Annotated in this window: 19 protein-coding genes and 2 pseudogenes; 11 read left to right on the forward strand and 10 right to left on the reverse strand. The window is 45.3% G+C overall.

The genetic code is table 11. The features are described from left to right. Positions 1-26 precede the first annotated feature (26 nt). The 10 genes from NDI42_RS21635 (at position 27) to cpcG4 (ending at position 7,575) form a co-directional block, all read left to right on the forward strand. Positions 27-191: a hypothetical protein gene (locus NDI42_RS21635; protein WP_190459443.1), complete on the forward strand. Its 165-nt coding sequence runs from the start codon at positions 27-29 to the stop codon at positions 189-191. Positions 192-918: 727 nt separating this feature from the next. Then, complete coding sequence (cpcB, locus tag NDI42_RS21640) at positions 919-1,437, forward strand: C-phycocyanin subunit beta (RefSeq protein ID WP_190424722.1); 519 nt, start codon at positions 919-921, stop codon at positions 1,435-1,437. An 86-nt stretch (positions 1,438-1,523) separates the two neighbouring features. Continuing rightward, on the forward strand, positions 1,524-2,012 hold the full coding sequence (gene cpcA / locus NDI42_RS21645; protein ID WP_190424724.1) for a C-phycocyanin subunit alpha: 489 nt from the start codon (positions 1,524-1,526) through the stop codon (positions 2,010-2,012). A gap of 131 nt (positions 2,013-2,143) precedes the next feature. Beyond that, positions 2,144-3,019 carry a phycobilisome linker polypeptide gene (locus NDI42_RS21650; protein WP_190459445.1) on the forward strand — a complete coding sequence of 292 codons (876 nt, stop codon included), beginning with the start codon at positions 2,144-2,146 and terminating at the stop codon, positions 3,017-3,019. 96 nt (positions 3,020-3,115) lie between these two features. Beyond that, positions 3,116-3,394 carry a rod-capping linker protein CpcD gene (gene cpcD / locus NDI42_RS21655; protein ID WP_190424729.1) on the forward strand — a complete coding sequence of 93 codons (279 nt, stop codon included), beginning with the start codon at positions 3,116-3,118 and terminating at the stop codon, positions 3,392-3,394. Between the two features lie 101 nt (positions 3,395-3,495). Next, positions 3,496-4,284, forward strand: a complete 789-nt coding sequence (gene cpcE, locus NDI42_RS21660) for a C-phycocyanin alpha-cysteine-84 phycocyanobilin lyase subunit CpcE (protein WP_190424892.1) — start codon at positions 3,496-3,498, stop codon at positions 4,282-4,284. An 81-nt stretch (positions 4,285-4,365) separates the two neighbouring features. After that, positions 4,366-4,983: a C-phycocyanin alpha-cysteine-84 phycocyanobilin lyase subunit CpcF gene (gene cpcF, locus NDI42_RS21665; protein WP_190459446.1), complete on the forward strand. Its 618-nt coding sequence runs from the start codon at positions 4,366-4,368 to the stop codon at positions 4,981-4,983. Positions 4,984-5,079: 96 nt separating this feature from the next. Next, positions 5,080-5,913 (forward strand): phycobilisome rod-core linker protein CpcG1, encoded by an 834-nt coding sequence (gene cpcG1, locus NDI42_RS21670; protein WP_190459448.1) that lies wholly within the window; start codon positions 5,080-5,082, stop codon positions 5,911-5,913. A gap of 71 nt (positions 5,914-5,984) precedes the next feature. Then, positions 5,985-6,731: a phycobilisome rod-core linker protein CpcG2 gene (cpcG2, locus tag NDI42_RS21675; RefSeq protein WP_190459450.1), complete on the forward strand. Its 747-nt coding sequence runs from the start codon at positions 5,985-5,987 to the stop codon at positions 6,729-6,731. Between the two features lie 82 nt (positions 6,732-6,813). Further along, the gene (gene cpcG4 / locus NDI42_RS21680) at positions 6,814-7,575 is read left to right on the forward strand and encodes a phycobilisome rod-core linker protein CpcG4 (protein ID WP_190459452.1); all 762 of its coding nucleotides are present in this window, start codon (positions 6,814-6,816) and stop codon (positions 7,573-7,575) included. Between the two features lie 18 nt (positions 7,576-7,593). Here cpcG4 and NDI42_RS21685 read toward each other — a convergent pair whose 3' ends face one another. From NDI42_RS21685 to NDI42_RS21710, 6 genes are all read right to left on the reverse strand, one after another. Continuing rightward, on the reverse strand, positions 7,594-7,725 hold the full coding sequence (locus NDI42_RS21685) for a hypothetical protein (protein WP_277876900.1): 132 nt from the start codon (positions 7,723-7,725) through the stop codon (positions 7,594-7,596). Then, positions 7,709-8,410, reverse strand: coding sequence for a Uma2 family endonuclease (locus NDI42_RS21690; RefSeq protein ID WP_190459454.1), 702 nt, complete (start codon positions 8,408-8,410; stop codon positions 7,709-7,711). Before NDI42_RS21690 ends, NDI42_RS21685 begins: the two co-directional genes overlap by 17 nt. Positions 8,411-8,452: 42 nt before the next feature. After that, positions 8,453-8,896, reverse strand: a complete 444-nt coding sequence (gene ybiA / locus NDI42_RS21695; RefSeq protein ID WP_190459457.1) for a riboflavin biosynthesis intermediates N-glycosidase — start codon at positions 8,894-8,896, stop codon at positions 8,453-8,455. Positions 8,897-8,953: 57 nt separating this feature from the next. Further along, positions 8,954-11,281, reverse strand: coding sequence for a tetratricopeptide repeat protein (locus NDI42_RS21700; RefSeq protein ID WP_199311417.1), 2,328 nt, complete (start codon positions 11,279-11,281; stop codon positions 8,954-8,956). A 5-nt stretch (positions 11,282-11,286) separates the two neighbouring features. Then, on the reverse strand, positions 11,287-12,447 hold the full coding sequence (locus NDI42_RS21705) for an AAA family ATPase (protein WP_190459458.1): 1,161 nt from the start codon (positions 12,445-12,447) through the stop codon (positions 11,287-11,289). Positions 12,448-12,580: 133 nt separating this feature from the next. Next, positions 12,581-14,458, reverse strand: a complete 1,878-nt coding sequence (locus tag NDI42_RS21710; RefSeq protein ID WP_190459460.1) for a response regulator — start codon at positions 14,456-14,458, stop codon at positions 12,581-12,583. 806 nt (positions 14,459-15,264) lie between these two features. Between NDI42_RS21710 and NDI42_RS21715 the strand changes: the two genes are divergently transcribed. After that, positions 15,265-19,662: a GAF domain-containing protein gene (locus NDI42_RS21715; protein WP_190459462.1), complete on the forward strand. Its 4,398-nt coding sequence runs from the start codon at positions 15,265-15,267 to the stop codon at positions 19,660-19,662. Positions 19,663-19,690: 28 nt separating this feature from the next. Here the strand turns inward: NDI42_RS21715 and NDI42_RS21720 are convergent, their stop codons facing one another. The 4 genes and pseudogenes from NDI42_RS21720 to NDI42_RS21730 all read right to left on the reverse strand — a co-directional run. Further along, positions 19,691-21,028: a sensor histidine kinase gene (locus NDI42_RS21720; protein WP_431191438.1), complete on the reverse strand. Its 1,338-nt coding sequence runs from the start codon at positions 21,026-21,028 to the stop codon at positions 19,691-19,693. After that, positions 21,008-21,466: pseudogene (locus tag NDI42_RS28955) on the reverse strand (PAS domain-containing protein); the annotation flags it as partial. The gene NDI42_RS21720 and the pseudogene NDI42_RS28955, both read right to left, overlap by 21 nt. 542 nt (positions 21,467-22,008) lie before the next feature. Then, positions 22,009-22,710 carry an iron-containing redox enzyme family protein gene (locus NDI42_RS21725; protein WP_190459466.1) on the reverse strand — a complete coding sequence of 234 codons (702 nt, stop codon included), beginning with the start codon at positions 22,708-22,710 and terminating at the stop codon, positions 22,009-22,011. Between the two features lie 702 nt (positions 22,711-23,412). After that, a pseudogene (locus NDI42_RS21730) lies at positions 23,413-23,517 on the reverse strand (IS1 family transposase); the annotation flags it as partial.

A 23,517-nucleotide genomic window follows, 5' to 3' on the forward strand; every position in this document is an offset into this window, starting at 1 on the left:
TTGGACAAAACCGCTTCGGGAAGCCAGTGAATTTGGGGTTGGGTTATGCAGTTGTGGTTTCTCTACAAGAAATTGCCACCAATTGCGCGATCGCGTTATTCGCCCTATTGCAAGCAGTCGCCCAAGAGCAACATCAAGTGATGCTTCTCATCGAAACTGCTCTTGGGGCTAGTTTATTCTGGGGTGGGTGAGCGATCGCGCTATTACTTAGCCAGTTACTCAGCCGCCGTAATACACCGCTACTGAGTAACGCACCTAAATTTTATGTTTTTTACATAATTGCCTTTTACCTTTTTCCCCTCCCCCGGCATTTTTGACTTTTTTGCAGGTGGTGCGGCGACAGATTGCTGCATCTGAACTCAAAATCCGAGAGGTTTTTATTTAAATATCTTTACAAAGCGACTCTAGAGAAAATATGATATCTTTCTGTGCAAATGAATACTCCATCTAGTTTATAGGCGAATATTAAAAAATTATAAAGATAGTAGTTTTATAACTCTTGAGTATAATCACTTAAGGTTTTTGTAACGATATATGTGGATTATAGGCAATAATTAGCAGCTAGAAGCCTTATGTATAAAGGATTTGAACTTTTATTCATTGGTCTTGAAATAAATTCACAAATCTTAAAAACACAAAGTCCCAAAGGCGTTGTATAAAAATAACCGGAGGGATCAATAAAAGACAAACGTTAAACAAAACACCGATTTAGCAAGGCAAGCCTATCTCTCATAAAAGGACGAACTTTTCTCATATTTCCATGACAACCGTTTTGTTGCCCACGTGTGAAGTGACAAGCGGGATGAGAGAGCAACTTGAAAGGTGTATTTTGGCTGATGTCTGATTTTGACCTTTCCGCATCGACTAAAACCGTGTTTTAAAAATCACACTCAACGAAATCAGTAGGAGATTGAGTTCATGTTAGATGCATTCGCCAAGGTGGTTTCTCAGGCTGACTCTAAAGGTGAATTCCTGAGCACCGAGCAACTGGATGCCCTGACCAACATGGTCAAAGATGGCAACAAGCGTCTGGATACCGTTAACCGCATCACCAGCAACGCTTCCACCATCGTTGCCAACGCAGCTCGTGCTTTGTTTGAAGAGCAGCCCCAACTGATCTCCCCCGGCGGCAACGCATACACCAACCGTCGCATGGCTGCTTGCTTGCGCGATATGGAAATCATCCTGCGCTACGTTACCTATGCCACCCTGGCTGGTGATTCCAGCGTGTTGGATGACCGCTGCTTGAACGGTCTTCGCGAAACCTACCAAGCACTGGGTGTACCCGGTGGTTCGGTTGCCGCAGGCGTTCAAAAGATGAAGGATGCAGCGATCAAGATCGCCAACGACCCCAGTGGTATCAGCCAAGGCGATTGCAGCCAGTTGATGTCTGAAGTGTCCAGCTACTTCGATCGTGCTGCTTCTGCTGTTGCTTAATAACAACTAGCAAGCTTGCTGTGGGATAACGCGATATATCGCGTTTCTTGGAAAAATCTGTAAACCATTAGGGAGATAAATCAACAATGAAAACCCCAATCACCGAAGCGATCGGAGCTGCTGATACCCAAGGTCGTTTCCTGGGCAATACCGAACTGCAAGCCGTTAACGGTCGCTTTGATCGTGCCACCGCTAGCATGGAAGCTGCTCGTGCGCTGACCCAAAAGGCTCAGCAACTGATCGACGGTGCTGCCCAAGCTGTGTACCAAAAGTTCCCCTACACCACCCAAATGCAGGGGCCTCAGTACGCTTCTGATTCTCGCGGCAAATCCAAGTGCGCTCGTGACATCGGTCACTACCTGCGGATGGTCACCTACTGCTGTGTGGCTGGTGGTACTGGTCCTATGGACGAGTATCTAATTGCTGGTTTGGATGAAATCAACCGCACATTCGAGCTGTCCAACAGCTGGTATGTGGAAGCCCTGAAGCACATCAAGGCAAATCACGGTCTTTCCGGTCAAGCTGCTAACGAAGCTAACACCTACATCGATTACGCCATCAACGCCCTGAGCTAGTATTCAGGTGCTATGCCCGGAAGAATCAGCGAGTGTTGGCGGTTAGGCTAGCAGTTGCTAATTTTTCCGGGCATTGTTTTTCTCATTTTCCATAAAAAAAACTTAAAAATTGTTGCGTTGGGAGAGAAAAGATGAGCGGTTTAGTGGCGTCAAATCTAGCAGCAGCAGGCCGGTTGGGTCTTTCTGCATTTGATGATACAAAAGTCGAACTGCGACCTGACTGGACAGAAGACGATCTGCAAGCGGTGTTCCGAGCCGCTTATCGTCAGGTATTAGGCAACGACTATGTGATGAAATCCGAACGCCTCACGGTAGCAGAATCTTTACTGCGACAAGGAAACATCACAGTCAGGGAGTTTATCCGGGCGATCGCTAAGTCGGATGTATACAAATCTAAGTTTTTCTATCCAAATTCAAATCAACGCTTTGTTGAACTCAATTTCAAACATTTGTTGGGTCGTCCTCTTTATGATGAGGCAGAGTTAAGCCAGCATACCCAACTCTGTGAAGATGAAGGGTACGATGCGGAAATTGATTCAATCATCGACAGCAACGAGTATGAAGCCAATTTTGGCAACAACGTAGTCCCCTATTACCGGGGATTTTTGGTAGAGCCGGGGGTGAGAACCGTTGGCTTTAGCCGGATGTTCCGCCTGTATCGCGGTTATGCTAGCAGCGATCGCTCCCAAGTAGAAGGAAAAGCACCCCGCCTCACCCGCGAACTAGGCCGCAACCAAGCTTCCACAATTGTCAAACCCTCTGGCGGTTCAGGTGGCTGGAATTACGGAACTCTCTCCAAAGATGCACCTCCGAAAAAAGCTCTCGGCGGTACTCAGGAAGAAAGCGGACGGGTATATCGCATTGAAGTAACTGGTATCCTGTCTCCAGGCTTCCCGAAAGTTCGCCGCAGTACAAACGCCTTCTTGGTGCCTTACGAGCAGCTATCCCAAAAACTCCAAGAAATCACCAAAAAAGGTGGCAAAATCGTCAACGTGTCACCAGCGTAAGGGGATTAGGGATTGGAGATTGGGAATTTGAAAGAATCTTACCCAGTCCCCAGTCCCTAGCCCCCAGCCCCCATAATTACAGGAGCTATATCAACAATGTTTGGACAAACTACACTAGGTAGCGGTACTCTCAGTGGTGCCAGCAACCGGATGTTTCGCTACGAAGTTGAGGGTATGCGTCAGACATACGAATCTGACAAACTCAGCTATCCCATTCGCCGCAGTGGCAGCATTTTCGTCACAGTGCCATACAACCGGATGAATGAAGAAATGCAGCGGATTAACCGCATGGGTGGCAGAATCGTCAGCATTCAGCCTTTGACACTGGAAAATAATGGTGAAGCGAAAAGCCAAGCCACAGCAGCCCACTCATAAAGCTTAATCTAGCAATCCTCTGTCCTTTGTCCTACGATGCTGGAGTCTACTCAAGAGTGCAGTATTCCGATCCGCCTGGTAGCGAACCGCTAACGGTAGAGATGGCGATCGCCAATCTCCACCATGAAGATTTAAGTCTCCGCTATTATGCTGCTTGGTGGCTGGGCAAATTCCGTGTTAATGAGCCTGCTGCTGTGGAAGCCTTGATTGCAGCTTTGGAGGATGAAGCAGATCGGACAGAGCTTGGTGGATACCCCCTCCGCCGCAATGCTGCACGCGCACTGGGGAAACTGGGCGATCGCCGCGCTGTACCAGGACTGATTCATTGTCTGGAGTGTTCCGACTTCTACGTTCGGGAAGCTGCCGCACAGTCTTTGGGAATGCTAGGCGATTTGTCCTGCGTTCCAGCGCTGATGAAACTGCTCGACGGTGGTGTAGCTGCCGCCATGCGGGTACCAGGACGTCCCCATTTAGAGCAACCTTCGGAAGCAGTGATGGAAGCATTGGGAACGCTGCAAGCTACCCAAGCAACAGCCCTGATTCAACCATTTCTGGAGCATCCCGTAGCGCGAGTGCAGTATGCAGCGGCGAGAGCAATGTACCAGTTAACAAAAGAGCCAGTTTATGGTGAACGCCTGGTGCAAGCCTTGCAGGAAAGCGATCTGCAACTGCGCCGGGTAATTTTGTCAGATTTGGGTGCAATAGGTTATCTGCCAGCAGCAGAAGCGATCGCGTCTGCTGCAACCGAAAACAGCTTCAAGCTGATCGCCCTCAAAGGGCTGTTGGAACAGGTACAGACGGGAAATGCCTCGTCTGTAGACCCAGAAGATCCGCGATCGCTATCCAGGGATGCCATCCGGGTAATGACCCTGATGGACGCTTTGTTATAGTCACTGGCTAATAGCTAATACCAGTTAGCCATTAGCCATTAGCTGTTAGCAATTGACAATTAGCAATCCTTCCACTGACCAATGACTGACTCATCCCAAGAACTGATTGATGCTATTGAGCAGGCGAATTCCCCCGAACGTTTAGTAGCATCAGTCCAAGCCTTAGCAGCTACTCGGCAGACCGCAGGGATTTCCACGCTAATTGCCGTTTTGGGCTACAACAACCCAACAGCAGCAGTGGCAGCAGTTGAAGGGCTGATTCAGATAGGGGAAGCAGCAGTGCAGCCGTTGTTGGAACAGCTGGACGATTACAACTACGGAGCCAGGGCTTACGCGATTCGAGCATTAGCTGCGATCGCATCTCCCAGAGCCTTAGATGCCTTAGTCGCAGCAGCCACCGACTTTGCGCCCAGCGTCCGCCGCGCCGCCGCCAAAGGGCTAGGGAACTTGCACTGGCACCAGTTAAGTCAAGAACAAATTCCCTCCGCTCAACTCTTAGCACTCTCAACCCTGCTTTCCATCTCTCAAGATCCAGACTGGGCAATTCGCTACGCAGCAGTTGTGGGCTTGCAAGGTCTGGCAACCCAGTTAGAAGTCCGTCAGCCCATCCAAAAACGTCTAGAGGAAATGACTCAAGACCCAGACATAGCTGTTCGCGCCAGAGTTCAGCTAGCTAACCAATTAGTTATTAGTCATTAGTCCTTGGTCAGTGAAGAGTTGGAATGTTAAACGTTCCCTCCTTCAAACGTCTACGGACAGCTAACAACTAACAAGTAACAACTAACAACTAAAAATATGTCAATTCCACTTCTTGAAATTACACCCAAAACCCAGAATCAGCGCGTAGCTGGTTACGAAGTACCCGATGAGGACGACCCGCAGATTTATCGGTTGGTAGATGCAACATCTGACTCCGATATTGATGCCATAATTTGGGCTGGCTATCGGCAAATCTTCAGCGAACATTTGATTTTAGAAAGCTACCGTCAATCCTTCCTAGAATCTCAGCTGCGAAATCGCGCTATTTCCGTGCGCGAGTTTATCCGGGGACTGGGCAAATCAGAAGTTTACCGAAACTTAGTAGCAGAAACTAACTCCAACTATCGGTTAGTTGACATCAGCTTCAAACGGTTTCTCGGACGCGCCACCTACGGCAAAGATGAGCAGATCGCTTGGTCAATTGTAATTGCTTCCAAGGGATTGCATGGTTTTATCGATGCCGTTGTCGATAGCGAAGAATACCGCCAAAACTTCGGTGATGACATCGTACCTTATCAGCGCCGACGGTATAATGAGCGACCATTTAACCTGGTAAACCCCCGCTATAGTGATTACTGGCGCGGTCGTTTGATTGCCCTAGATAATCGTAGCTACCATCAAGCATCACCCCAAAAAGATATGAAATCAGCAGCGGCTCGTCAAGGCATTCCTGATTCTTTCCTAGCAATGGCACGGAGTATTTCTCCCGGCGGAATGAACTACCAGCGATCGCGCGATCGGGCGATTTCTCAAGCTAATAACATGGAACTTCCAGACACGACCCGCAAAGTTGCTAACCCGCAACCTATTGTAGGTCGCACCGAGGTGGCGCTACCCTATCGCTATCTTTACCAAACGCCAAAAGTCTAGAAGCTAATGGCTAATGGTTCATCGCAATTAGCAATACTTCAATTAGCAACCCTTCAACGAACAATTTAACTATGGCAATCCCTCTGCTTGCATATAAACCCTCCTCGCAGAATCAGCGAGTAGTGGGTTACGAAGTGCCGAATGAAGACACTCCTTACATCTATCGCATTGAAGACTGCATTGATGAAACGGACATTGAAGAGTTAATCTGGTCAGCTTATCGTCAGGTTTTCAGCGAACACGAAATCCTCAATTCTTTTCGTCAGGAAACCTTGGAATCTCAACTGAGAAATCGCTCCATTACAGTGCGCGATTTCATCCGTGGTTTGGCGAAAACACCAGGGTTCTACCGCTTGGTTGTGGAGAAAAACTCCAACTATCGAGTCGTAGAAATTTGCCTCAAGCGCATCTTGGGACGTGCGCCTTACAATAAAGATGAAGAAATTGCTTGGTCGATTAAGATTGCTACTCTGGGGCTAGGCGGCTTTATTGATGCCCTCGTAAATAGTGAGGAGTATCAAACTAACTTTGGCGACAATACAGTGCCTTATCAGCGCCGTCGCTTCAAAGACCGTCCCTTTAACTTGGTGACACCCAGCTACGCCGACTACTGGCGCGACAAGGAACAAAGCGATCGCTACAAGTGGGGCGATGTCAACAACTTCTTGGCAATGGCTCGGTCAATCAAGCCGAAAGCTGTAACTAATAATGTTACCGTTAATACGGCTAACATTAAAATTCCCGACATGACGCGGGATAATAAACCTCAAGAGGCACGGGTTTCAATTAATCCATCCGCGAGTTTCCCCGTCCGGTAACACAGATATCTGAATAACTCAGAAGATGTCGTGATACGGGAAAATAAGAAAGTCTCAACTACTTAAAGCAGGAGATTTTTAAATGGCACTGCCATTACTTGAATACAAACCAACAACCCAAAATCAACGGGTCAAAAGCTTTGGAAAGGCGGATCTTAACGAAGATACCCCTTACATTTATCGCCTGGAAGATGCCAATTCTCCGGCAGAAATGCAAGATTTGATTTGGGCAGCTTATCGCCAAATCTTCAGCGAACATGAAATCCTCAGATTCAACCGTCAAATTCAGCTAGAATCTCTGCTGAAAAATGGCAGTATTAATGTGCGCGAATTCATCCGAGGATTGGCGAAATCTGAAGCATTTTACCGCATCGTTGTCTCGGTCAATAATAACTATCGCCTTGTAGACATCTGCCTGAAGCGCTTCTTAGGTCGTCAAGCTTACAACAAAGACGAAGAAATCGCTTGGTCAATTAAAATTGCTACCTTGGGTTTCAGCGGCTTTGTGGATGCCTTGCTTGACAGCCAAGAGTATATCGATGCTTTTGGGGATTTCACCGTTCCCTATCAGCGCAAGCGGATGGAAGGTCGTCCCTTTAACTTGGTGACTCCTCGCTACGGCGAAGACTTCCGCGAAACCGCTGGCACTGTCAAGACCGACTGGCGCTTTACGCTGGAGAAAATCTACACCCGCAAATACCAGGATCAGCAACTACCAGAAGGCGACCCCCGCAAGTACCGCGATATGGCAATTTCAGTCAGCACCAAGCGCAATTACGCTCAAGGCGTGTCAGCGTTTAGTATTGACTACCTGAACAAAGTGCCTAATCGCAACAAACGCTAAGGGTAAGGCGCTAGTTTCTTAAATTACTTGCACCTGCAAGCTTAAATTGTGGCTCTGGTTGCCGCTCATCAGACATTTGGTTGTCAGTTTGAGCGGTAGCCAGAGCCACAAATTTTTTGGAAGGACGCGATCGCTACCCTGAAACTTCATCAGGATTAATACCCATTGAGCGCAATCTTTCTGCCAACTGCTCTACTCTAGCTTGAGCCAATTCTTTTTCTTTTCTCTCCGTTTCAGCTTGTTGCTGCGCTAATTCTCTTTGCGTTTCTAATTCCACATAAGACAAAAATTTCTGTCCATCGGGACGATAGAGTTCTAACGCGCCTGACTCAATTTCAAAGCGTATCCCTAAACGAGGACTCACCCAACCCACCATTGGCTCAATCTCATCGAATCCTTCATCAGAATGCAACCAACCAGCTAAATCGCCGTCATCCGGGTCATAGATATAATATTCTTCAACTCCATAGCGTTCGTAAAACCTGAACTTCCTCAGCATTTCTGCTTTGCGATTCCCAGGTGATAGTATCTCAAAGACAACTTGAGGGGGAATATTATCCTCTAACCACTGTCTGTAAGAACCGCGATCGCCCTTGGGTCTACCAAACACTATCATCACATCAGGTGCTTGGCGAATTTTATTATCTCCCTCGACTGGATACCAGAGCAAATCGCCTGCTACAAAAACACTTTTATCGTCTTTAAATAAAGCATCTATCCCAAGTTTGGTTTTCACAATATAATCAAACTGCTTGGTATTATCAGCCATCGGTTGACCATCGCTGTCTTGGTAAAAAATCTCTTCTTTAGTCAGAATTTGAATTGGTGCAGTCATTGGATATCTCCGTTTTTTCCTGCTAGCATCATGCAAATATTCTTACTGAATGCGATCGCGCACTATCTCTCGTACTTCCACTAAAATTTGCCCCAACATATTCTTGCCACTGGCATCAGCACCACAGCCCCAATAATAATCACCGGGTGCATTTTCAACAATTAACTCATCGCCTGTAGAAAGTAATTCTTCGCGAATGTCGGCATGAGTTTCAAATTTGCGTAGCACGGCTTTTCGCATAATGTCATCTTTTATCTGTTCCCAATCCGAACGGAGAGGACGCGATCGCTCTCGTCCCATTCTTGCCGCATCCTTCGGTGTCTTTACCTGGCGAATTTGGTCGGCGTGGGGTGTGCCAACAAACTTTTGTGCTTGAAAATAATGTTCGCTGGTAGGCCAATAAAACCCATCCAATTCAAAGCAGTGAGGCGAAAAATTGGAGAAACAACCATATTTTTCGCGAGTGCTGTAAAAGTAAATTGTCATTTTAAAAGTAGTTAGCCTAGTGAATCGTGAGCGGCAAAGTCAGAATTAACGACTTAATTATTGCTCATCTATTTTTAGCACCTGTTTTAACAAATTGCGTTCTTCGATAGGAAGCTCTAGCAAGACACGCGGATCGCCTTTTGTCTCCCGATAGCGAACAGCGGCATTGAGAAGACGCAGAGGGATTTGAAATTCTTTACAATCGCTCGTCAGTTCCCGCCACACCTCCAACCATGTCCGCGCTGCTTTGTCGCTAACCATTTCTGACATGAAAGCGGGAATGCTCTCTACAAGTCCTTTCCCCAATGGGGGGAGAACTTCGTGCTTTTTGTAAAGCTCTACTAGGGTTGTAATACGCGATCGCCATATCGCTGCATCGTGCGTGCTGTTGAAAAAGTTACGGATAATTGCCTTTGTATCTCCCGTGTCTGGTTCATCCGCATGGGCAAAGCGATTGAGCGCATCGCCCAACGCTGCAATGCCTTCATCCCATCGGTTTAGCGGTAGTAACAACTCAGCACGGCTGAAAAAAACAAATGAAGATTGATCGCCAAGTGCGATCGCCTTATCCCAGGATGCTAGGGCTTCATCGTAGCGTTCTAGTTTGCTTAGCACCCAGCCTCTGTAGCGCCAAGCTGGGGCATATTTTGGCGCAAGCTTAATTGCCTGGTCGTATGATGCTAAGGCTTGATCATAACGTTCGAGTTGACCCAGCGCCACACCTCGGCTGATCCAAACTGGCGCATATTTCGAGGCAAGCTCAATCAACTGTTTGACTAATACCTCGTTTCGGTCTCTCTGAGCTTGCGAATTGTGGGGGTCAAGCTCCAGAACTTTGTTAAAAGATGCCAATGCTTGATCATAGCGCCCTAGGACGTTCAGCGTTACGCCTCGAAAACCCCAAGCCTCCACATTATCTGGATGCAACTCAATTACTTTGTCGAAGGACATTAATGCTTTGTTGTGGTATTTGAGTAAAAACTCACAGAATCCCTGTACGAACAAATCTTCTATATCACCGCGAATTGCTACCAATTTCTCTGCTACTTGCAGGGCTTTAGTAAGGTCTTTACGCTCAACATGAGCTTTATACTCATTAACGTATCCTGCTACGCACTGATTTTCTCTTTCTGCTTCAATCGCCTGTAGCGCCAAAAGTACATATTGTCGCTCAAGGACAGCATCAGCCGAGAGCATCTCTAATCGCCGTTCTAACTCCGTCTGCGTGTACCAGAGGCGCAAAAAGTCCACAAATAACCGTATCGGCTCACCCCGTTGCTTCTTGACTTCAAGGCAAAAGCGCATCAGCGGTTCGCGGATTTCATAATATGACTCGCGTCCAACAGGTTCGGAACTAACGTAGCCCATTTCTAAGAGTTTCTTGAGTTGGCTGGATGTTGTCTGATGAGTTATAAAACAGCGTTGAGCAATTTCTTTGACGGTGACAGCTTGGCGGCGATCGCATAACACATCAACAATCTTGCGCTGCTGCGGCGAGAGACACTTCATCCGTTCCTGGTAGTAAGGCGTTAGATCATCCAACATTGCCATAAACGCTTCCACCAGTTCATCAAGCGACTTGCGGGTGAGGAACGCGGAGAAAATAATATAGACGCGAGGACTTCCACCAGAAAGGTAATGGACAGCTTCGATGCGATCGCGTCCGGTTGGGGTTTGGATAAAAGATTCTAGATCGCGATCGCCCTCCAGTTTTGCCACATTCGTCAATAGCTGCACCGCTTCATCCAATGTCAGGGCTTTCAAATAGCGGACGCGGAAGAAACCATAGAAGGGCGAAGTCTGAAGTTTGACTCCATTAAATAAGCTCTGAGCTGTCGCCAAAATTGTGCAAAAGGCATTTTCTTGCAGGTATGCACGCAGTTGTTTTTGCCCTTCGTCATCCAACCCCGCAAACACCTCATCCAGGTTTTCCATCAGAAGGAGCAGCGTCCGATTCCCGATGACTTCTTTGAGTAATGCAGCTGCTACACGCTCAGCATCCTCAGCTGGTAATTCGTAAAGCGATTCAACACGCTCAACCAGTTGGGCATCCTCATACTCTTTGTGCAATGCTCGAAAGATACGCAGTAGCAAGTCTAGAAAAGATGTGACACCCCATTCGTCCTCTCGTAACCATGCGATGAGGAGGCGATTTTGTAGGTCATCCATCTTGCGGATGCGATGATAAACCAGTGAAATAAAGTGCGTTTTACCAATACCACGCGGTCCGATCAGTAGCGTGTAATGCTTTGATGGAGTTGTTGCACTTTCGCGGATAAGTTCAACTAGCTGCTGTGCTAGCTTATGACGTTGGACAAAGATATTTTCTAACGCTTCGGGCGTCATCAAACTAGGGGTGAAGCGAGACAGGTATGTTACTTTCATACTGCTTAACACCTCTGCATCTGCCACCAACGTTGAATCAAAGGAAAGCGAAAGTAATAGCCTTCAGGTTGCAGGCTAATGTAGTGATCTTGCTGAATTAGTGTCAGTACATCCCTTGCTCTTTCACGATCTGCGTTACTCAGCTGAGACTGAAGTCTGTTAAACAGTTCATCAAATGGCAGTGGTTGATTAGTAACTGCCAAAATATCCAGCAGGTTCAGCACCAGCTGTTTTTCGTCGTTGGCGTAGTAGGTGTCAATTCTCTCGCGGTAGTAACGCAAATCCCAAGGATCTTGTGCATCAATAAGATAAGAGTTGACAACCTCATCGACCATTGCAATATTCACTGTGTCATCCTCTTGTACCAGATGGTCAACAATGTGATGAATAAAGTAGGGGATGCCATCTACAGCAGTTGCGATCGCTTGCGCTGTTGCCTGTAAGTTGTCCGTCTGGATACTTTCTCCCTCTAGCAATCGCCGCGCTAATTCCTGAGCGTCAGCAGGTGACAGTGGCGGCACGTCTACAGTTTTCATATCGTTTGTTGGACGGTTGGCATACCCTGCTCTTTTGAGGGAAGTGAGGACGTTGTGTAAGCCAATCGAGCCTGTATAGACCATCCGCAACTCCGAGTGCGTCTGACGCAGCGATCGCAGCGTGTCTAGAATTTCCATTGCCGCACTCTCGCCTTCTCTCTTCTTAATGTTGTCGAGCATCAACGGCATTTCATCCCAAAAGAAAATTACCGTGCTGTCTTGATGCTCCACTAAGTCTTCTATGGTTTTAGAGAGCAGGGTTTTCCACTGCTCGGCAACATTATCAGGAAACTTAACCACGCCACCTATCTCAAAACCTGTCAGGTTTTCCAGCCATTGCCTCGCTTTCGCCGCCGTCCGTTTTGAACCACTTAAATAGCCCTCCACATCCTCAAAGATAGTCTGGGCAAATTCCAATGGCGATCGCACTTTTTCCAGGTCGCGATAAACAGGTAACTTGTTCGCTGGAGCCTCCGCTCTCATCTTCTTAAGAATGCTGGTTTTCCCCATACGCCGCTCTGCGCTGAGGACGAGGCTCTGTCGCTCCAAACTACGCCACAAGCTCTCAATCAGTCTATCCCGTCCAAAAACCTCAGATGGAGCGATTTCTCCCCCTGGATTGGCTCTCATTTATCAGCCTTAGATTTACGTTGATTATATTGTACGTCACGCATGACGTATATTTGATAGAAATAGTAAGGGAACAGCCAGATCGCGTAGTATTTTTCGCACTTCATTAATGACTTAACTAACCCAAACTTCTTTAAACATGGTCTAATTCAAAAATATTTTCCCACGCTGAAAATATTCTCAGGCAATTTCTACCTTCATTTTTAGCTTTATAAAGCGCTTGATCCGCTTGATGTAATAGTTCTTTAGAGTCAACTAAATTTACTGCACTGGCGATCGCGCCGCCGATACTGATAGTAATTGATAAAACTAGGTCGTCAGAAATTTTGAAGGGAGCGTTAGCTACACATCCACGCAAAGATTCGCCATATTCTAAAGCAGCTTGCATACTTAAACCCAGCGTGATGCAGACAAACTCTTCGCCACCATAGCGATACAGCAAACTTGAAGGGCGGGAAGAAGATTGTAATCTGGCAGCGATCGCTTGCAGCACACAGTCTCCCACCGTGTGGCCATAAGTATCATTAATTCGCTTAAAATGATCTACATCGAGCAGAAATAAACACAAATAGCGATAGCGAGTATTGGCATCGCGGTTGCCTACCTGTCGCAGCATATGAGGCAATGCTTGATCCATTGCGCGACGATTCAACACACCCGTTAGCTGATCTGTCAAAGAGAGAGATTCTAATAATTCAGTCCGCGCCGTCAGTTGCTGATTCACTTGTCTGAGTGCCTGATTAGTTTCGCTCAATTCTTGCGTTAACCGTTGCAACCGCAATCCAGCTCCCACTCTTGCCCGCAATTCACTCATATCAATCGGCTTTGGTAGATACTCATCTGCTCCTGTATCTAAACCCTCAACTCTGTCTTTTATATCGCCACGAATCGTTAGTAAAATAAAAAATGCTAGCGATAATTCTGGATCGGATTTGACCTGGCGACACACTTCCAGTCCATTTATTACTGGCATCATCCAATCGCAGATAATTAGATGAGGGCGTTCTGAGTGTGCTTTCATTAATCCCTCTTCACCATCACTGGCTACCGTGACCTCATGGCCCATGAGCTGAAGAGAATTCTTTATTACTAATCGAACGCTCGGATCGTCATCAATAATTAAAATTCTTGCCATAGAGCCGACCTGCATCCTTACAGTTTTATCGGCAGAAATAATTAATGGAGTTTCAGGATCCATATTTTCGCACTCAATTATTTTATCCAAAAAAGATTGGATACGTTGCAAATAATTTTCTATTTTGTGCAATAACTGACTAGCTGCCTCTGGCATTTCTTGTTGAGCTTGAAGTTCTAACTGTCCAGCTAGAAATTGCAGGTGTTTGACACCTACATTCGCACTGGCACCCCTAATTTGATGAGCCTTATGCGCTATAGTTACAAAATCATTGGCAAATATTGCTGTTTTTACAGTTACTAAATTATCTTGGGTGTCTTGCACAAAGGCTTGTAATATTTCTCTCTGCAATACCCTATCGCCAAGAGCTATATCGTTTAATCGGTTTAAATCCACCAACAGATTTGCGTTTGACTCATCTGTGACGATCGCAGCTGTAGGGATATCTTTAATTGGTGGTAATTGGAATGCCAACTCTTGTTTATTTTTTAAAATTACCTCAATCCAAGTTTCTAACTTGGCTGCTAATTCTTCCTCACTAACAGGCTTAATTAGGCAATCATCCATGCCAACACTCAGACATTTTGTTCGGTTGGCTGTCGTTCCATTCGCAGTCATAGCGATCGCAATTATCTTTCGCTTCGCACCTTCTAAATGACGAATCCTTTTAGTCGTTTCATAACCGTCTAGCACTGGCATCTGACAATCGATTAGTACAAGCTCATAATTAACTTGTGATATCATCCATAAGGCTTCTTGACCATTCGCGGCTACATTGGCTTCATAGCCTAACTTTTTTAACTGTTTTAGGACAACCTTTCGGCTCACAAGGCTATCTTCTACTAACAGAATTTTTATGGCTGTATGCTTTGTCATATAAATGTTTAAGAATTTAACTCTTGATATGGGCAATATGCCGATAGGGACTGTATAATATTTTACATAAAGTAGCAGAGTTTAATATTTATTATTGCGGTTAATTTATTAAGTTACCTGTTTTTGCTCCGCGTGTAGAAACTTGGCATCTAACGTTTCTTTACTAGCATGGCAAAAAAATTAATTTTTAGAATAAATTTCTATGGCACCTACATCTACACTATTTTTATATAGATTAAAAGTAAGATGCCCATGAACTTTGCTGGCAACAAAGGATGGAAGAGCATAAGAACACTCTTTGCCCTTATCCCATTTTGGATTTTAGATTTGGCTCCCAGTGAAGGAGTTTCTTGGAATCCGATGATTTTAGATTTTGAAAGTGCTACCAGTAGCTAGTTTCAGAAATTAAAGTGTTGCACGGATCACAGCAAGTGGTATTACCCCTCTTCTTGTAAAGCAACATAAGTGCTTCCTTATTCATACTAGACTCAGCATCAAGATAGACATCCAAACGCGATCGCGCAGAACAAAACATGAAAATCTCTTTTCTCCGACTCTCACCCCCTGCCAAGAACTCTCCCTAATCAGACCGCCAAACTCAAGCGCCCCAAATTTTAAGATTGAAGTTTCCGTTTATTAGGTATTTTTATGGGGGATTAGGAGCTAAAAAATAGGAAACAGCCCGCTTGAAGGTGCTATTACGTAGCTTTTCTGAGGGCGGTCGCTCTTTATTTCAGTAACTTTATAATATCGCGCGTTTTCACTACACCAGTACCAATGAAGATTCCATCATCACAGCAAGAGAAATGAAAGCACCTTTACCAGATAACGAACAAGAACGGATAGAAGCGCTGCGGCAGTATGAAATCCTCGACACAGAGGCAGAACAAGCATTTGACGATCTGACACGGTTAGCGGCATACATCTGCGGCACACCAATTGCTGTAGTTAGCTTAGTTGATACAGATCGGCAGTGGTTTAAATCAAAAGTTGGTCTAGCAGCACCAGAAACTTCCCGCGATATTGCATTTTGCGCCCATGCCATCCTGCAAACCGAACTATTCGTGATTCAGGATGCAACCCGCGACTCGCGGTTTGCTGATAATCCCCTAGTGACCAACGACCCCAACATCAGATTTTACGCAGGTACTAATCTGACAACACCAGAGGGATTGCCAATAGGAACCTTATGTGTAATAGACTCTGTACCGCGAGATTTGAGTCCCGAACAGAGGCTGGCATTAGAAGCGTTGGGTCGCCAAGTAATGACGCAGATAAACTTGCGGCGAAATAATCGCGATTTGGTACAGCTACAGCAGCAGTTGCGTAAGAGTAAGGAACGCTACGAGGTATCAGTCCAAGGTTCCAGAGACGGATTATGGGATTGGGATATTGAAACTAATCAAGTTTATTTCTCGCCGGCTTGGAAAAGTATGCTGGGTTTTGCAGAGCATGAAATCGAAAATAATTTTTCTGAGTGGGAAGCACGCCTGCACCCAGAAGATCGCGATCGCGCTCTTGCAACCATTCAAGCTCATTTCGAGGGCTTAACACCATATTACGAATTAGAACACCGCTTGCTGCATAAAGATGGCACCTATCGCTGGATTCTAGCTCGTGCATTATTGCTAAGAGATGCCAACGGCAAACCCTCCCGTATGGCGGGTTCCCATACCAATATTACTGAGCGCAAGCAGTCGCAGGACAAGTTGCGAAAAAGCGAAGAGTCTTTCCGGTTATTGGTAGATGGAGTTAAAGATTACGCAATTTATATGCTCGACACCACCGGACACATCGTCAGTTGGAATGCGGGAGCAGAACGTATTAGTGGTTTTAGCGCCGAAGAAGCCATTGGTAAGCACGTTAGTTTTCTTTATGAGCCTGGAGAAAACCAGCAAAGTAAAGTACAACAAGAATTAGAGATAGCGATCGCCAACGGTCGTTTTGAAACAGAAGGCTGGCGCATCCGGAAAGATAGAACGCGGTTTTGGGCAAATGTTGTAGTCACCCCATTACACGATCCAGCAGGACTTGTGTGCGGCTTCTCCAAAGTGACGCGAGACGTCAGCGAGAGAAAACGCCAAGAAGAATCACTGGCTCTAAACGCCCGGCTTGCCAACTTTCGCGCCGATATCGATTCTGCCCTCGCTCAGAGCGACACGTTTGCAGGCATTTTGCAGCGCTCTAGCGAAGCAATGGTACAGCATCTGGATGCAGCCTCAGCTCGGATCTGGACACTGAATCGGGAAGAAAACGTCCTGAAATTGCAAGCCAGTGCCGGGATAGACGTACAAATTGATAGTTTCTCTAGCCGTGTTATTGTTGGCAAATCACAAATAGGCGCGATCGCTAAAAGTGGCAAACCCTACTTAACCAATTACGTCATCCACGACCCTCTTCTAGGCGATCAAGATTGGGCAATTCAGGAGGGAATAGTCGCCTTTGCTGGATATCCCCTCATAATCACAGGAACTCTGGTGGGCGTGCTGGCAATGTTTTCCCGCCAACCGCTCAGCGAATTTGTTCTCAAAGCCTTGGAATTTGCCGCTGACGAGATTGCACTGTGGATAGAGCGCAAACAAGCACAAGAAGAAGCCAGGCGGCAGAATTTGCGAAGTCAAATCTTCGCCGAAATCACCCTAAAAATCCGCCAGTCCTTACAACTAGAAGAAATTCTCCAAACCACAGTCAGCGAAGTGCGAAAATGCCTGCAAGCCGACCGTGTAGTGATTTATCGGATTTGGGCAGATAAAACTGGAAAAGTCGTAACCGAGGACGTAGTTGCTGGCTGCTCTGCGATCTTGGGGCAAGATATCGCCGACAATTGCTTTCAAGCAGATTACTACCCTTTATACCGTCAGGGAAGAATTCGCGCGATCGCAGACCTAGAAGATTCTGACATTCAACCTTGCCATCTCGAACTACTGCAAAAATTTCAAGTCAAAGCCAATCTTGTCGTACCCATCTTGCAAAAAGATGAACTCTGGGGACTGCTAATTGCCCACCAGTGCGCCCGCCCCCGAAAATGGTCTAGCTTTGAAATTGATCTTTTGCAACAACTAGCCGACCAACTTAGCATTGCCCTAGCTCAGTCCCAACTCTTAGAAGAAGAAACCCGCCAACGTCAAGAGCTAGAAATCGCCCGTCGGCAAGCCGAATTAGCAAGTCATGCCAAAAGTACCTTTTTGGCAAATATGAGCCACGAAATCCGCACCCCCATGAACGCCGTCCTGGGAATGACCGGACTGCTTTTAGAAACCCCCTTGAACCCAGAACAAAAGGATTTTGTGGAAACGATTCGCATCAGCGGAGATGCGCTTTTGTGCTTAATTAACGAAATTTTGGACTTGTCTAAACTGGAGGCTGGCGAGATGGATCTTGAAGTTTTAGACTTTGACCTTTCCACCTGTGTCGAAGAAGTATTAGACTTACTCGCTCCCCAAGCCCATGCTAAGGAGTTGGAAATTGCCGCCTTAATCTACCGCAATGTTCCCACCCAACTTCAGGGCGATGTCGGTCGTCTGCGGCAAATTCTCACCAACCTGATTGGCAACAGCATTAAGTTTACCAGCATCGGGGAAATAGTCGTGCGGGCAGAACTCCAATCAGAAGCCCCCACCTCAGCCACCATCCGCTTTTCTGTAACCGATACCGGAATTGGCATTGCAACAGAAGACCAGAACGAACTGTTTCAGCCCTTTTCTCAGGTAGACTCCTCCGCCACCCGCAAGTATGGCGGTACTGGCTTGGGGTTAGCCATTTGCAAACAGCTTGTTACCCTCATGGGAGGAGAAATTGGGGTTGAGAGTCAGCCTGGAGGAGGCAGCAAGTTTTGGTTTACCATTCCCTTCACAACCCAGAGTAAACCAATCGCAACCGCTTCATCTCCTACAAGTCTTATGGGGCGGCGGCTGTTAGTCGTGGATGACAATGCCACTAACCGCAAAGTTGTTCGCTCCCAAGCAGCGAACTGGGGTATGCAAGTAGATGAGGCGGATGGTGCAGCTACCGCCATCAAAGCTTTGCAGGAGTCTGTGGAATGGGGAATGCCCTATGACGTTGCTGTGATTGATATGCAGATGCCTGTAATTGACGGCATCACCTTGGGAGAACGAATCAAAGCAAATCCCACCTTCGCTAAATTACCCTTAATTATGCTGACTTCCGCTGACGGGCGGGGAGAGGCACAACGGGCAACAAAAGCAGGATTTGCCGCCCATTTGATTAAGCCAGTCAAGCCATCTCGTTTATTAGATATCATCCTAAACATCTTAGGGAAGCAAGAGGTCGCGGCTACACAGTTATTAGTTAATGACCAAGCACTAAAAACTCCGGACTTTCCTACAACAGATCATAAACAACTGGCAATAGGGGCGCACAGTAGTGCGTCTCTACCAAGGAACAACAAACAAGGGACAACAGAAAAAAAATTAAGAATTCTCCTAGCTGAGGACAATCTGATTAATCAAAAAGTGGCACTCAAGCAGCTAGGAACTTTAGGTTACGAAGCTGATGTTGCTGCCAATGGTCAAGAAGTCTTGGATTTATTAGAAAAAATTCCCTACGACTTAATTTTGATGGACTGCCAAATGCCCGTCCTTGACGGTTATGAGGCAACGCGAGAGATTCGGCGGCGGCAACAAAATGGTTTTCGCCGCACTGCGATCATTGCTCTGACGGCTAACGCGATGAAGCAAGACCGAGAACGGTGTCTCGATGCTGGGATGGATGACTATCTCAGCAAGCCTGTATCGCGGGAACAGTTAGCCGGACGGCTTGAGCATTGGAAACAAGAGATTTTTCAGAAGGTAAATCCCAGCAATGCGGATGTTGTTACACCTGAAAAAAGTGAAAATTTGCCAAATTTGATTGACTGGGAGCATTTACATCATCTCTCTGAGGGTAGCGAGGAGTTTGAGATGGAACTTTTGCAAATGTTCGTTGAGGAAGTTCAGAGCCATATAGAGATCGGGAAAAGAGCGATCGCTATTAATGACTTTACCAGCATTCAGCAAGAAGCCCACCACATCAAAGGTGCCAGCGCTAACGTCGGCGTAAAACAGATGCGGCTTTGTGCAGAAAAGCTGGAACAACTAGCTTTCCAGAAACAGATTCAGGAAGCGGCTGACACAGCATCCGAGTTGGAAACATTGTTGTGGCACCTTCAATCGCTTGTGGATGCAAAACTGAAATCAAGTTTTTGATATTTTATCGTCATGAATTATCAAAAATTTAATGAGAGCATCGAACTGGAATTTCAATCCAAAACTCAGTTCCTTGCTCTAGTTCTGAAAAACACTTCAACACTCCACCATGCTTTTCAATAACAATTTGGTAGCTGATAGATAGTCCCAAACCTGTACCTTGACCAACTGGCTTAGTCGTGAAGAAAGGGTCAAAAAGACGGTTTTTAACATCTTCCGTCATTCCTAGCCCATTGTCTTTTATTTTTATTACCACCCGTTCAGCGTTCAAAACCTCAGTCTGAATCCAGATAGTAGGCGGTTGTCTGTTGTCTGTTGTCCGTTGTTCCTTGCTGGAGGACTGAAAGCAGACAACTGAAGCTTCCACAGCATCAATCGCATTATTGAGAATATTCATAAATACCTGGTTCATCTGTCCAGCATAACAATCTATGCTAGGCAAATTGCCATACTCTTTAATGACTTGAATCGCCGGATGTCCGGCTTTCTCTTTCAGCCGATTCTGTAAAATTAATAAAGTGCTATCTAATCCTTCGTGAATGTCAACTATCTTCATTTCCGCTTCATCCAAGCGGGAAAAGTTGCGTAGAGATAGAACAATTTGGCGAATGCGGTCAGCTCCCATTTTCATCGAAGACAGCATCTTGGGTAAATCTTCCATGAGAAATTCAAGGTCGATAATTTCAATTTCCTCTTGGATCTCAGGAACAGGATGCGGATAGTGCTTGGCATACAGTTGCAGGAGATTTAGCAAATCTTGAGCATATTGATTGGCGTGAACCAGATTACCGTAGATGAAGTTGACAGGATTGTTAACTTCATGGGCCACACCAGCAACCAATTGACCCAGACTGGACATTTTTTCAGTTTGAATTAATTGACCTTGTGTACGTTGCAATTTTTGCAAGGTTTGTTCCAACTGGTTTGTTTTTTCTCTCAACTGGCTTTCCGATTTTTGCATTGCTTCTTCGGCAAGTTTGCGCTCGGTAATATCAGTAGAAATACCGCAGACTGCATATGCAAAACCAGCAGAATCATATAAAGGAAATTTGAGTGAAACGTAGGTATGTAAGCCGTCTTTGTGAACGATATTTTCTTCCCAGGAAATTTCACTTCCAGCTTTCAATACTTCTTGATCATTTGCTCTAACTATATCAGCTGCCTCTTTGTCAATTAGATTGTAGTCAGTCTTACCTTTTATCTGCTCTCTGGTGATGTTGGATAAGGTTTCAAATCGGCTGTTAATCAGAGTATATTTGCCCTCAGTGTCTTTAACGTAAATAACTGCTGTGGAGTTATCGATAATATCTTGTAGCTGCTTTTGGCTCTCCCGCAGTGCTTGCTCCGAATGCTTACGGCTAGTGATTTCAGTATTCAAACCAGCTATACGATAAGGCTTTCCGAGTGCATCTCGAAACAAGCTGCCGCGAGAAATAACCCACCGATAAGAGCCATCTTTGTGTCGTAAGCGGTGTTCTGATTCGTAATAAGGATTTATTCCATCAAAATGAGCTTGGAGGGTGGCTAATACCCGTTCGCAATCGTCGGGATGTAGGCTTTTTTTCCACTCGTCAAAGTTATTGGGAAATTCATGTTCCAAGAAGCCAAGCATACTTTTCCAAGAATCCGAAAAAAAGACTTGGTTGGTTTCGAGATTCCAGTCCCACACTCCATCTTTAGACCCTATAACAGCCAGCTCCAAACGCTCTTTGTCTTCAGGTGATAATGGTTCCCTTTTTTTGGGTGCTATAATTTCACCTTCTAATTTTTTATGCGGCAATAGCTCATTTGTAAGATTTGTCATTAGGAACTCCAGCTCAGCTTTTGTTATCAGTTGGGACTATTTTGTATCAGTTGATACCGCAAACTTTAATTAAAATCTGTTCTTATTGCTAATAAAAAAGAGGTAATTGTTATTGATATGAAAGTTAAGCGATCGCTTACTCACTCATTGGGCTGAACTTGTTTGGATAAACAAGTGACAGAATCATATTTATTGTCATGCCATCAACGTACAAAAGTTTGGGGCGGCTATATTTTATATGTGCTATGAATGTGGCACTCTAAAATTAGGAATACCTGGATATTAGTGCATTATTATATCTAAATATGTCTTTTTTGGCAATATAAATATTACTAAATTCTGGAAGCTGCCTGGGGAAAAATTGCCGCATCATTCACTATTTAATTCCTCAAGTTAGGTCTTTATTTAGAATTCCCAAAATGAAGAGAGCGATCGCTATCCCAAAGAATAATTTTATAAATTGCATAAAAAATAGGAAGCAATGCAATCGCTTCCCCTTCTCTCAGTATTACTACTGAATTATAAAATTGTGTGAATAGAATTTAAGAAAAAGAAACGCGGTAAAGTCCATCTAAGAAAGCTATGATGGCGAGACGCATCTCTTGTGCGCCTCGCCATACAGCTTCTAACTTTTCTCCGGAAGTCGGTACTAAACGAGCAAGTTCAACAACTTCTCCAACATGATCGACTTCAAGTTCTTCGTGGAGGGTAATCCAAGTCAGCTTCTCAGATGCGATCGCATTTTGTCTACGAATTTCCTGTCCCAAACATTGATCAATTTGCAGTGCGCTGACTTCACTAGCAATAAACCCCCCAAGTCCTTCGTAAGGATCTTGGATGAAGAAAAGCTTTTCACCGCGTTGACCGAATTCGCGACCAGGTGCCAGAAGTTCTTCAGTATAATCAGCTAAACGCCAAGGTTCCAGACCATCAACCATACGCTGTAGCATCACGCTGTGAATACGAGAAAAGTCTCCTTCGCCAAGTTCTTCGTTCAACTGTTTGGCAATGATACTACGCATATAATTGTCATCTATCCGAGCAGCCAAATTTGCAAGCCAACGCACGAAATTTTTGGATACTCCCCCTTCTACATTCATATTCGTGGTGAAGATCCAAATCGCAGTAAGATTGACTGGTTCTTGCTTAAGCCTTTGGAAAAGCGGGTGTTCCGCAAGAGTTTGCTGTTCGTAAAGACGAACAATTTCTTCTGCTGGAGGTAAGGTGCGCTCTAGTATTTGCATTATTTACCCTGACAATAGGACCTGGAATTTGACAACGAGCAAACTTCAAGGCTTAGTCAAAATTTCCACACAGTCTCTTAAACTTATGTAGTTTTAGATTGCCCGTATCTTTATAATTACTTTGTATTAGAGTTATGTCATCCGAAATTTCACTGAGAGTAAATTTATTGATATTAATTACTGACAGTGCAAATAATCTCAGTAATATTCCTTAATGTGGGCTTAATGTGGGGCGATCGCACTAATTAATGGGAGCATAGCGTTTTTGCAAATATAAGCGCACAGGCTAGAAGCCTGCGGCTAAACAAACAAAGCGTTTGCGTTGGTAGGCTTTGTTTGTTTAGCCGCGACTTTACTCTTCGGACATTTTTACAAAAGTGCGATGCTTCCCTATTTAATCGCGTAGCGCTCCTTTTTTAGCCTGCTTAACCCAGACAATTTGTCTGCCTTGCGATATTGTAAAAAGCTGTACATCGTACACCCTTACACGATTAAGCAATTAATACTGTTCACGAGAAGCTAAAAAGCAAAAACCTGCGTAGGTTGGAGAGCCATAATAAAAGCGAGTGAAACAGAAAATTTCAATCAGGCGCTCCAACTTAACTGTGCTTACCTGGATAATTTACCCGCCATCTAATGTTTGTGGAAAAGTGAGATAATCCTAAATTGGTAGTCCTGCATAGTAATGATAACGCCAGTTTTTCATTCTATAGATAAACTGGCGTTATATTCATGAATAAAATACCAAATAGCTCCTATATGATTGGAGAGTTTTTTAGAGAACGAAAGAGTTTTTCTTACCAAACG

It is taken from the genome of Funiculus sociatus GB2-C1 (assembly GCF_039962115.1).
GTDB classification, from domain to species: domain Bacteria; phylum Cyanobacteriota; class Cyanobacteriia; order Cyanobacteriales; family FACHB-T130; genus Funiculus; species Funiculus sociatus.

What these genes read in the sequence shown, in the direction of transcription:
- NDI42_RS21690 (WP_190459454.1), bottom strand. Translation starts at nt 8,410, where the DNA reads ATGACTGCACCAATTCAAATTCTGACTAAAGAAGAGATTTTTTACCAA.
- cpcF (WP_190459446.1), top strand. Translation starts at nt 4,366, where the DNA reads ATGACTGACTCATCCCAAGAACTGATTGATGCTATTGAGCAGGCGAAT.
- cpcG2 (WP_190459450.1), top strand. Translation starts at nt 5,985, where the DNA reads ATGGCAATCCCTCTGCTTGCATATAAACCCTCCTCGCAGAATCAGCGA.
- NDI42_RS21710 (WP_190459460.1), bottom strand. Translation starts at nt 14,458, where the DNA reads ATGACAAAGCATACAGCCATAAAAATTCTGTTAGTAGAAGATAGCCTT.
- NDI42_RS21650 (WP_190459445.1), top strand. Translation starts at nt 2,144, where the DNA reads ATGAGCGGTTTAGTGGCGTCAAATCTAGCAGCAGCAGGCCGGTTGGGT.
- NDI42_RS21700 (WP_199311417.1), bottom strand. Translation starts at nt 11,281, where the DNA reads ATGAAAGTAACATACCTGTCTCGCTTCACCCCTAGTTTGATGACGCCC.
- cpcE (WP_190424892.1), top strand. Translation starts at nt 3,496, where the DNA reads ATGGCGATCGCCAATCTCCACCATGAAGATTTAAGTCTCCGCTATTAT.
- cpcB (WP_190424722.1), top strand. Translation starts at nt 919, where the DNA reads ATGTTAGATGCATTCGCCAAGGTGGTTTCTCAGGCTGACTCTAAAGGT.
- cpcG1 (WP_190459448.1), top strand. Translation starts at nt 5,080, where the DNA reads ATGTCAATTCCACTTCTTGAAATTACACCCAAAACCCAGAATCAGCGC.
- cpcG4 (WP_190459452.1), top strand. Translation starts at nt 6,814, where the DNA reads ATGGCACTGCCATTACTTGAATACAAACCAACAACCCAAAATCAACGG.
- NDI42_RS21725 (WP_190459466.1), bottom strand. Translation starts at nt 22,710, where the DNA reads ATGCAAATACTAGAGCGCACCTTACCTCCAGCAGAAGAAATTGTTCGT.
- ybiA (WP_190459457.1), bottom strand. Translation starts at nt 8,896, where the DNA reads ATGACAATTTACTTTTACAGCACTCGCGAAAAATATGGTTGTTTCTCC.
- cpcA (WP_190424724.1), top strand. Translation starts at nt 1,524, where the DNA reads ATGAAAACCCCAATCACCGAAGCGATCGGAGCTGCTGATACCCAAGGT.
- NDI42_RS21685 (WP_277876900.1), bottom strand. Translation starts at nt 7,725, where the DNA reads ATGAAGTTTCAGGGTAGCGATCGCGTCCTTCCAAAAAATTTGTGGCTC.
- NDI42_RS21715 (WP_190459462.1), top strand. Translation starts at nt 15,265, where the DNA reads ATGAAAGCACCTTTACCAGATAACGAACAAGAACGGATAGAAGCGCTG.
- NDI42_RS21705 (WP_190459458.1), bottom strand. Translation starts at nt 12,447, where the DNA reads ATGAGAGCCAATCCAGGGGGAGAAATCGCTCCATCTGAGGTTTTTGGA.
- cpcD (WP_190424729.1), top strand. Translation starts at nt 3,116, where the DNA reads ATGTTTGGACAAACTACACTAGGTAGCGGTACTCTCAGTGGTGCCAGC.